Raw genomic sequence first — 10,122 nt, 5'->3', positions numbered from 1 at the left:
GCATAGGGGGCGGGGAACCGCAATCTCTTTCCAAATTGAAACCTGTTCGCTTTCAGCCTTCTTTTATCCTCTGCCAAAGTGTGACACAGGACGGGAGGGTTTTCTTTTTTAGCTTGCAAAAGCTTTATTTTCTACCGTTTTTCCTTTCATTAAAGCAGTCTGCTTTGAAATCCAATCTGTCAATTTCCTATCCTTATGAAAGCGATATGAAAGCGATGACCTGGCTTGACCTGAAATTTTCCATCAAACAGAAAAGACTGGCATTCACCAGTCCATCCTGTTCAGACGCGGGTCAGGTCCGCAAAGCTTTAGCGCAGCATCAGCCTGCTGCCTTGATGCAGAATATCCGTAATCAGGTTCAGCATTGGATTGTATTGATCTAAAAGGCAAAGACTCATGCCCCAAAAGACAAGCAGGGTCGTGAGGAGCCAGCGCAGATTCTTAATCATCTTCGGCTTCCTTTTGTTTTTTGTACCACCAAAGCAAACCTGCCGCCACGCCTAAACTCAGAAGCAACCATCCGGTTCTTTTTTTCATGAAGTCTTTCCTCCTTGATTTCTGGCTTCATTATAAACGGGAATGTCCTGCTTCTCCATCGTTTGAGCTTACAGACAACTTACAGTTTCGTCACTGTCGATTTTATTATAAAAAAGTAAAAAAAATAGAAATTCGCTTACCGGGCGCCTTTCTATTTCCATTCCTGAGGGAATGTTTTTTCTATTGCCAGGGAGTCTGGCTTAACGGGGGAAAGAAATTAATCAAACTCTCATTTGATTGTCTATATTATATCGGCTTCATGTGTGAAGAACATGGATAAATTGTGAAATATTTGTGTAAGTCTGAAGGCTTTATTCTTCCTTAATGATAATCCCCAAGACCCTTGCCAGATCCACAGCCTGGGAAGGATTGACAATCACGCCCTTCAGTTCATCTCCGCACAGTGCAATGCCCTCAATCGTACAGGAAGACAGATCCACCCCTTGAAGATGGCTGTGGAAAAACTCGCTTTCATCCAGCTTGCAGCGCTGAATTTCAAACGCGGTGAACTTGCCTTCACTGAATGAGGACTGCGTACAGACACAGTCGGCCAGCCGGCAGTTTTTAAAGCTGGAAAAGGCAAAGTTGGAATAATCCAGCGCACAGTTGAGAAAAACGACGTCCTGCATGACACAGCGTGATAAATCCGCGCCAGTCATGCGGCAATGATCGAATACGACCCTTCGCAGCGTACTTTCACTCATTTGACAGTTTGATAAATCACAGTGATCAAAAATCACATCGACAAAGTAATTCTTTTCACTCATCGGCGCCATTGTGACTTTGGTCAGACAGCACTCGCTGAATTCCTTCCCCTGCGCTTTTTCTTCCGGCCACAGATCATCAACGATCGCATAGCCGATCAGCTTGTCCTGTCGGACCAGTTCCGCCCTCAGCACCACCTTTTCCAACTCAGCTGGCAGACGTGGAGCCTGCGGTTCTTTTTTTGTTTGTTTCATGATTCCATCCTTCCTGATTCTTTTAATCTTATCATAGTTTTCTTGTCTTTCAACGCATTCCTTGATTGACACTTCGTGTCTATCGTGATAGACTCAACTTAGAAAGATGTCTATTCAAATAGACAGGAGGTGCTTTATGGAACAGGAACTGAAGCTGCACGAAGCGGAGTATCGCTTTGCCTGCATTATCTGGGATAATGAACCACTGACCTCAGGCGAGCTGGCTCAGCTATGTCTGAAACAGCTGAACTGGCAGCGCACCACGACGTATACAGTATTAAAAAAGCTTTGTATCAAAGGCTTTTTCAAAAATGAAAATGCCGTGGTAACCGCGTTAATTAAAAAGGAACAGGTGCAGCAGTATGAAAGCCGCAAGGTGCTGGAGAATTTATTTGACAACTCACTGCCAGTATTTTTGACTGCCTTTATGTCCGGCCGCAAAATCAGCGAAGATGAGGCTGCACAGTTAAAAGCGCTGATTGATCAGCATCAGGAGTCTGACGATGAACACGCTGCTTAGGCTGCTGATTCACAACAGTGTGGCGGTATGCTTTGTCTTCTTCGCGGTCTTCCTGCTGCGCCGGCTGCTGCGGTCTGCCCCCAAGATTTATTCCTATCTTTTATGGGCAGCGGTGTTTCTGCGACTGTTGATGCCGATATCCTTGACGGGCCCGGTCAGCCTTGTCCCTTACCGCGCCTTCACCTTCAGTGATCAGGCGGCCGAGGTTCTGATTTCTCCTTCCCCTGCCGATATGGGGGTCCATGAAACTACCCTGACGCAGACGCCAAGCATTCAGGAAGCAACCGCAGACACCCAGCCTGGCCTTCCGCTGAATTCCACTCTGCTGCTTGGCGCAGTCTGGCTGATCGGCGCCGTTCTGCTCGCTGGTTTCAGTCTGTTTCATTACCGCAGGTTTATCCGTCGTTACGTTGGCGGCACTGAAACCCAAGCAGGAATTGAACACTGTTCCAATCTAAGCACACCCGTTTTGATCGGTTTGCTTCATCCGCGGATCCTGCTTCCGGAAGGCTTGAGTGAAAGTGAAGAACGCAGCGTTGTGCTTCACGAACAAATGCATTGGCAGCGCCGCGATCCTTGGGTCAAGCTGTTCGCTTATGTCCTTGTCTGTCTTTACTGGTTTCATCCGTTAGTTTGGACAGCATTTATTCTGATGAGTCAGGACATGGAAATGGCCTGCGATGAAGCGGTGATCCGCAGCCACGACAGTCCCGGCAGGCAAGTTTATTCCCATGCCTTAGTCCATCTGGCCAGCAGTGCCCAATCCTTTCCCAATACGCTCAATTTTACCGGCGGTTCGCTGCGGAAGCGGATCGAAAACATCCTGAACTATAAAAAACTGCCGGTCTGGGCAGGCGGCGGCCTGATTCTGGTGCTGTCGGCAGTTCTGGTCCTCGCTTTGTTTAATCCGCAAAGCAAAAAAACGAAGCTTGAACAGGCTCAGGCTTTGGCTAAGCAGTTCTGCACAACTTTGGTCAATCAGGATGATGCGGCTCTGAAAACGCTGATGGGGGATCAGAGCGAAGCTGACCGGCAGGAACTCCTGCGCTTTGCCAGCCCCAAGTGTGAGATATACCCTGAAGCGCCGGAAGTTTACCGTGACCAGATCCGCGTGCTGGCTGGAATTGAGATTCAGGACAGCACCGTCTATGCCTCTGGGGAAGCGACGCTGAGCCTGATGATGCGGCAGTCTGAAGATCTGCATCTGGAACGGGTTCTGGTCAGCGAAGGCGCCGCCTTCAATCTCGACCAGGCCGACGCGGATGCTTTCATGTCGCTCAATGAAATTGAAAAACGTTTGTCCGCCTATGTTCCGCAGGCGGTTTTGGACGGAATCAACAGCCGGACGATTCCGAATCCAAATTTCTATCTGTTGGCCAGCTACGATGATCCCAACACAAGAATTGCGGACAGCTATCGTTATAACCTGCAGATCACCCTGGATTCTGAGCGCATGACCTCGCTGCATTTCCGGGATTACGGTGCTGATGCTTCGCTATGGCCGTCACTCAATCTAACATCAGAACAGGGAAAGCAGCTGGCTGAGGCCTTTGCCGGGGAATTCATTAAGCTCCGGGAAGAAACCGCATGGGAGTACGCCGGCATCCAGGAAACGATCGGCGGAGATTTCGACAGTTGGAAAGCTCAGGAAGATGGAATCGACTACGTTGTCTGCATCGACTTGAAAACCGGATTTGTCATCTACTACTACACGGCATAATTCTTCCCCACTCAAAAACAAAACAGAGGAAATCCGCGCTCTGCAGCGTAAGACTTCCTCTGTTTTCTTATTTTTATTGCGTTGCTTCCGGTTCTCAGCTTACAGCACAAGTTTCAGCATCGCCCGGCCGGCTTTCGGCTGGAAGGCAGTGATCGTGACCTCCGCCCCTTTCTGTGCCTGAATCAGCCAGCGCACCGTTTGCGTCAAAGGCGCATGTTCGCCGGTTGTCACTTCACACGAGCGGTAATTCGCATTCGCTCCGGAATAGCCTTCCAGATCACCGATTTCCAGGATTGCCTGACCGGCGATGAAGCTCTGGATCTGTCCCTGCAGCGAAACCTTGACCGGCTTCGCAGTTTTCAACAGCTTTGCTTCCTGGCTCAAATAGGTCGGCAGATACCCTTCGTTGCCGACGGTTACCGTGACTTCAGCTAAATCCTCGCCCAGCCATTTCACCTCGGCCTTGTCAATCGCTAACTGCGGCAGCGAACGGGCGTAGCGCAGACAGAACTTCGTTGTTTTCTCAACTTCCTGAAGCAAAAATGCATTCGGACAATTTTCTTCTGTAAACTTTAGGTTCAGTCCGCCGATTTCCACCAGCCCCAGCTGCGGATGCTGATACGGCGTCCAGGCTTCAAAGCTGTCCGGAGCGTTTTCCGCACACCAGGCGAGCACCTTCGTTAAGGTATCCAGACATTCCGCTTCACTCTTGGCATCACGGCGATCCCAGTCGATCTTGCAGCCTGCCCGCTCCAACAGATTCCACAGCTCCAGCGTATAAGCTGGGATTCCCTGATCCTGGAAGCACCAGTCATCAAAAGCTCCGGATGAATAATTTTCCTGATCCGTCATAAAGTGATCGAAAATATTGATCGCCGGATAGCCCATTTCCTCTGTCGCCATGGCCGCAATCTCACGCAGCCGGCGCATATCGTCAGGATCGGCACTCTTTTCCGGACGGGTTCCCGGCGGATACAGGATCACGCCGCCGCTGGTATGATGCGTTGCCACTGCACCGATGTTGTGATGGGCCAGGACAAAATCCACAACCGCCTTGTTTTCCGGATTGCTTAACGGATACGCTCCGGCGCCGGCCTGCCGGGATTCATGAAACCAGCCGAACGGATAATTGCGGTTGAAGTCCAGTCCCCATAAGACCGGGGCCGGCTGAATCTCCCCCTTGACTTCTCCCTGAACCATGCCTTCGCTGACCACAGTGTAGAACTCGCCTTCACGATCATCCGGCTTGCGCTTTTCCATCAGGGCCGGATTGTGCTGACAGATCTTCCACGCGCCATGCTTGTCTTTGATCCGCATCATCCGGATAACGCCGTCCTGATCCATATCCTCAGGCACTAAGCCCGGCTGCTGAACCGGTGTCAGATACGGCCGGTCTGCCGAGCGCAGATCGTAAGGGGTCGTCAGATACACCTCGCTGCCGTCCACACTGATCCGCGGAATGACGTAGAAGGTCATCGTATCGACAAGCTTCGTCAGCGCTTCATCCTCGCCGTAATTCGTACACAGAACATCCAAGGTGTGCAGCGCTGCCATCGAGCCGGTCACCTCACCGGCATGCGTGTTGGCATCGATATAGAACGCCGGCTTAGCCAGCGGATCGCCGGTCTGTCGGTTCGTCAGCGTCATCGCCCAGACATCCCGATCCTTTTCACTTTTGCAAAGTGATTCCATCGTCAAGATATCCGAATGGCGGCTGACCAGCGTTTTTAACGCTTCGGTCAATTCCTGATAAGCATAGTAGTGATCATACTGAAAGGTTGTTTTCATTGGGGCACCTCCACTTCCTTTTCATTTTCTATCCAGCTTTGGCCGATCCGCCTCTTTCTTTGGCGATTCGGGTCCTTCAACTAGGTTGTGTCAAAAATAAATTTTTACAGCACTTTGCTTAAGAATTCAATCGTCCGCGGATGATTTGGATGATCAAAGATCTGCTGCGGACTGCCCTGTTCGGCAATCCGGCCCTCATCCATAAACAGCACGCGGTCGCTGACCGAGCGGGCAAAGCCCATTTCATGCGTGACGATGACGCACGTCATGCCGCCCTCCGCCAGCTGCTGAATGACTTCCAGAACATCCTTGACCATTTCCGGATCCAGCGCCGAGGTCGGCTCGTCAAACAACATGACATCCGGCTCCATGGCCATCGCTCTGACAATCGCTAAGCGCTGCTTCTGGCCGCCGGAAAGCTTGCGCGGATACTCGTGCGCCTTCTCTTCCAAACCGACCTGCTTCAGCAGCTTCATCGCCTTGTCTTCAGCTTCCTTCTGCGGCACTTTCTTTTCCAGCGTCGGGGTAATCGTAATGTTTTCCAAAACCGTCAGATGCGGGAAGACATTGAAGTGCTGGAACACCATGCCGATCTTCTGACGATGATGATCGATATTGATCTTTTTGTCCGCGATATCCACGCCTTCAAATATCACTTGGCCGCTGCTCGGTTTTTCCAAAAGATTTAAACACCGCAGAAACGTCGATTTTCCGCTGCCGGACGGGCCGATGATCGACACGACCTCGCCCTTATGAATCGTTTCATCAATTCCTTTTAAGACTTCCAACGCGCCGAAGTTCTTTTTCAGCCCTTTGACTTCAATTAATTTTTTTCCAGAATTAATCACTGACACTCAACCTCTTTTCCATATACTGAACGCCCTTTGACAAGACGAAGGTCACGACAAAGTAAATCGCGGCAATGATGATCAGCGGCTGCCAGGCATAGAACTTCGTGCTCATTAACAGCGTCCGCGTATACATCAGTTCTCCTATATAGAAGGTGGAGGCCAGCGAGGTTTCCTTGATCATCGTTACAAATTCATTGCCCAGAGCCGGCAGGATATTCTTGACCGCCTGCGGCAGAATGATTTTCATCATCATGTGGCGGTTGGACATGCCCAGACTCTTGGCGGCTTCGCTCTGCCCTTTATCCACAGCCTGAATGCCGGAGCGGATAATTTCCGCGACATAGGCGGAGCTGTTAAAGACCAGCGCGATAACAACACAGGCATATTTGGACAGATTCAGCCATGGGAAGGCCATCGGCAGGAAGAAGCGGAAGATATACAGCTGAACCAGAATCGGCGTACCGCGCAGCACTTCGACATACACCGCGGTTAAAAAGCGGAGCAGCGGATTCTTCGACAGCTTGATGATCGCGATCAATGCGCCGAAGATCGTTCCGAAGAACACGGTAATCGCCGCCAATTTCAGCGTTTCCAACAAACCGTTGAGGAAGATATCATAATTTTCCACAAAGACGTCGATGACGCCCGGTGCTTTGGTTTCTACTATCACATCGTCGGAGCCATCGAATTCAATGCCCAGTTTCTTGGCCTGCACCTTAGCTTCGGTTTTCCATTGTTCATACAGGCCTTCTTCATTGATCTTTTCAATGATTTCGTTAATGGCCGCAATCAGTTCCTTTTCGCCTTTTTTCACAGCCAGCACGTTGCCGTCATGCTGATCTTCCTTCGACGTATCAAAGCGGGCATCCGCCAGCATCAATGAACCGTCTTTGGAGGCGTAGCCTTTCGCCACGTCACAATCGGAAGCTAGGGCGTCAACCTTGTTGGTCGTCAGGCTCAGAATGCCGATATCCATAGAAGTGATCGTTTCCAGCGTTGCCTGCGGCAGCTGGGTCTGCACATAGTTTTCCTGCAGCGAGCCAGCCTGGGCCGCGATCAGTTTGCCGTCAAAACTCTCCAGCGTCGGAAATTGTTCGGCATCCGCGCGCCGGATCAACAATCCCTGGCAGGCGGCTTCACCGGTCTTGTTGAAACCGTTCGATAATTCAAAGGAGATCTCGCGGTCTTCCTTCCAGCCGAAACCGCTGATCGCCATATCGCTCTCACCCAGATCGACAGAACTGAGCACCATCGCGAAATCCATCGCCTGGATTTCCAGCTCTACGCCTAACTGATCGGCGATATACTGCGCCATCATGATGTCGGATCCGACATACTGCGCCTGGCCTTTTTTGGAGTCGTCAATAAACTCCTGCGGCGCGAAATCCGGCGCCGTCGCAACGATCAGTTTCCCCCGCTGCAGAATTTCCTCCAGCCGGTTATCCGGATTCCCCGAAGTCGGTTTGTTTTCTTCCGCACTCAGCGAAAGACCGGTTGTGATCCACAGGCAGAAAATCATCACAGCCAGGATCAGCATGTTCTTCATCTTTCTCATATTACCCCTCTTTTCCAAACAAAAAAGCCGTTCCTCTAATCCAGGAACGACTCACATCGCGGTACCATCCTAGTTGCCGGAATCCCAAGACTCCGACCCCCTCTTTCGTTAACGCAGACTCACGTTTCAGACTACTGGCTTCATCTGAACTTCTCCCAGGTGCGTTTCGCTTTCGACAGTGCCGCCAAACTTCCACTCTGTTTTGGCTCGCTCTTGGTTATCTCAAGCTACTCTCCTGTTCACTGAATTTGAATATGGCTTCAGTTTAAGCGAAACACTGACCGTTGTCAAGACGCAAATCCATGCGATTTTGGAAAAAAGAGAATTTTTACATTTATTCCTGAAATTATTTTCATTCATCGCAGCCTTGCTTCAGCCCTAGTTCCTCTCTGTCCTTTTATCTCGAAAGACACAGTGCACAAAAACTTTATTTATCATAGATATGCGTGATGTTTTTCAACAGAATGGACAAACTGCCGTCAGGATTGGTGATGAATTCGACATGACTTTGATCATGCATATAATCAATCGGCAGCACGATCGAAATACCGCTGTCCGTCACCAGCTTCTGTTTTTTCAGCTTCGCGTCGTAAGCCGAACTGATCACGACCATGCGCTGCTGATCCAGCCCCCGGTCCTGCAGCTTCGCTTTGGCCTCGAACAGCGTCGATGGATCATCGACATAGATTTCCTCAAACACTTCTTCCAGATTGACTTCTTCCTTTTCCTGCAGCGATTCCGCAACCTTCTGCTTAAACTCAACCCGCCGGTTCATCTCTGTCAGATCATCGCTGGGATGAATCTCCTGCACAATTTTCTGCGCCGCCTTGATTTTTTCCTTCGGCGTCATTTCAAATTGCTGATTCAAAAGCAGCTCAGAAAGCGGTGTAAAGCCTTTTTCTTTCTTTTCAATCAGCTGGGTCAGTCCGGTAAACAAATCCGTACAGAACTCAAAGCTCAGTCCGGCAGAAGCCCCCGGCAGCGTCGTCTGATATTCAACCAGTTCCAGACGGGTCTGGCGCTCATCCTGACTGAGATGGTGAATCAGTGAGCTGCGGTAATCCAAAACCCCAACATACAAGCTCAGATGACGGTCGATTTCTAACAAAGCCATCAGAACATCCGCACTTTGACCGCCATTGCTTTGACGATAGGTAAATATTTTCTGCAGCAGCTGCAGCGTGAACTGATAAAACGCCTGCCATTCTGACCATTTTAAAGCTTCATCCAAACTCACGCCGTCGATTCCCGAAGCCGTGCTGGTCTTGCAGTTATCGCTGCCCGTAAGGCGCTGCAGCCGTTTTTGAAGATAGGTATTTAAAAAATCTGTCGGTTCCAATTCAACCTGCGATACCACCGGCATCCCCAGATTCATATCCAGGCTGTGCAGAATCGCAGTTTTTAATTCGATTGTTTCCACAGGCGATTCCTCCTTTATCCTTGGCTTAGTTTACCTTTTTTTGATCAAAAAGAAAAGACATCCTGTTCAGAAATGTCTTTATTTCTATGCTTTAGGACTGCGGTGCGGCGACCACTGCGGCAATGATGTCCTCCGTGTTCAGCGTACTGAACCGGCTGCGGTTAAAGCGAATTGACTTGGACTGCATATCGAAGATCACCGACAGATCCACGTTCATATAAAAACCTTTTACCAGACATGTCCGGATCGAATCTTTTGCCAGATCGTGCTTGACGATCGCCAGGCTTTCGACATCGGTATAAACCGGAATGCCACGATCCTCGGAATACATCTGAAGTTCCTCCAAGCGAATATAATCAACGACGAACGCGTCTAAATTCGCAATCCGGTCGGCATACTCCAGCAGCTGCAAGGTCGCATTTTCCTCCGCTTTCAGCGGTACGGCATATTCTTCCACCAGCGTATTGCCAATGATTTGTTGTTTCTTATTCATGCTGCTCACCCATTCTGCTCCTTTACTTATCTTCATTATACTATGTTTTAGGTAAAGTGAATATGTCAAATTGCATAAATGACCTCATTTTTTTAATTTCGACATTCTTCGCCGCAGATACGATCATAGCGCTTACATTTCCGTTATTTTCCTAATTTTTTTATTCCAATAAAAAATCCCCAGTTTTCATGCTGAGTCCTGAGCCGATTCCAAGATAGAACTTAAAAATCGAGAAGGCCACAGCAGCTAAGAAAATTAGCGGTACACCGTAACAAAGCA

9 protein-coding genes and 1 other annotated feature are annotated in these 10,122 nt (G+C 49.7%); of the genes, 2 read left to right on the top strand and 7 right to left on the bottom strand.

Annotation, left to right across the window (positions count from 1 at the left end):
* Positions 1–308: 308 nt before the first annotated feature.
* Together MCG46_RS05415 and MCG46_RS05410 are read right to left on the bottom strand one after the other, a co-directional pair.
* Entirely contained in the window at positions 309–449 is a 141-nt protein-coding gene (locus MCG46_RS05415) for a hypothetical protein (RefSeq protein WP_154237598.1), read from the bottom strand.
* Between the two features lie 399 nt (positions 450–848).
* Positions 849–1,496 (bottom strand): pentapeptide repeat-containing protein, encoded by a 648-nt coding sequence (locus MCG46_RS05410; RefSeq protein WP_240278342.1) that lies wholly within the window; start codon positions 1,494–1,496, stop codon positions 849–851.
* Between the two features lie 136 nt (positions 1,497–1,632).
* Between MCG46_RS05410 and MCG46_RS05405 the strand changes: the two genes are divergently transcribed.
* Both MCG46_RS05405 and MCG46_RS05400 read left to right on the top strand, forming a co-directional pair.
* Entirely contained in the window at positions 1,633–2,016 is a 384-nt protein-coding gene (locus MCG46_RS05405) for a BlaI/MecI/CopY family transcriptional regulator (protein WP_240278341.1), read from the top strand.
* Complete coding sequence (locus MCG46_RS05400; protein ID WP_240278340.1) at positions 2,000–3,736, top strand: M56 family metallopeptidase; 1,737 nt, start codon at positions 2,000–2,002, stop codon at positions 3,734–3,736. The genes MCG46_RS05405 and MCG46_RS05400 overlap by 17 nt, the downstream gene beginning before the upstream one ends.
* A gap of 99 nt (positions 3,737–3,835) precedes the next feature.
* On the opposite strand, the gene MCG46_RS05395 is transcribed toward MCG46_RS05400, so the two are convergent.
* The 5 genes from MCG46_RS05395 to MCG46_RS05375 all read right to left on the bottom strand — a co-directional run bounded on the left by MCG46_RS05395 (position 3,836) and on the right by MCG46_RS05375 (position 9,843).
* Positions 3,836–5,524, bottom strand: coding sequence for a M14 family metallopeptidase (locus tag MCG46_RS05395; RefSeq protein WP_240278339.1), 1,689 nt, complete (start codon positions 5,522–5,524; stop codon positions 3,836–3,838).
* A gap of 104 nt (positions 5,525–5,628) precedes the next feature.
* Positions 5,629–6,372, bottom strand: coding sequence for an amino acid ABC transporter ATP-binding protein (locus tag MCG46_RS05390; protein WP_020224665.1), 744 nt, complete (start codon positions 6,370–6,372; stop codon positions 5,629–5,631).
* Entirely contained in the window at positions 6,365–7,930 is a 1,566-nt protein-coding gene (locus MCG46_RS05385; RefSeq protein WP_240278338.1) for an ABC transporter substrate-binding protein/permease, read from the bottom strand. Before MCG46_RS05385 ends, MCG46_RS05390 begins: the two co-directional genes overlap by 8 nt.
* Before the next feature lie 39 nt (positions 7,931–7,969).
* Positions 7,970–8,182 (bottom strand) — a binding site (T-box leader).
* 175 nt (positions 8,183–8,357) lie between these two features.
* Positions 8,358–9,350 carry a nucleoid-associated protein gene (locus MCG46_RS05380; protein ID WP_240278337.1) on the bottom strand — a complete coding sequence of 331 codons (993 nt, stop codon included), beginning with the start codon at positions 9,348–9,350 and terminating at the stop codon, positions 8,358–8,360.
* A 91-nt stretch (positions 9,351–9,441) separates the two neighbouring features.
* Positions 9,442–9,843: a hypothetical protein gene (locus MCG46_RS05375; protein WP_240278336.1), complete on the bottom strand. Its 402-nt coding sequence runs from the start codon at positions 9,841–9,843 to the stop codon at positions 9,442–9,444.
* Positions 9,844–10,122: the final 279 nt, after the last annotated feature.

Origin of the sequence: Holdemania massiliensis (assembly GCF_022440805.1) — a bacterium.
GTDB lineage: Bacteria > Bacillota_I > Bacilli_A > Erysipelotrichales > Erysipelotrichaceae > Holdemania > Holdemania massiliensis_A.
This window is presented reverse-complemented; position numbering and strand designations above follow the sequence as displayed.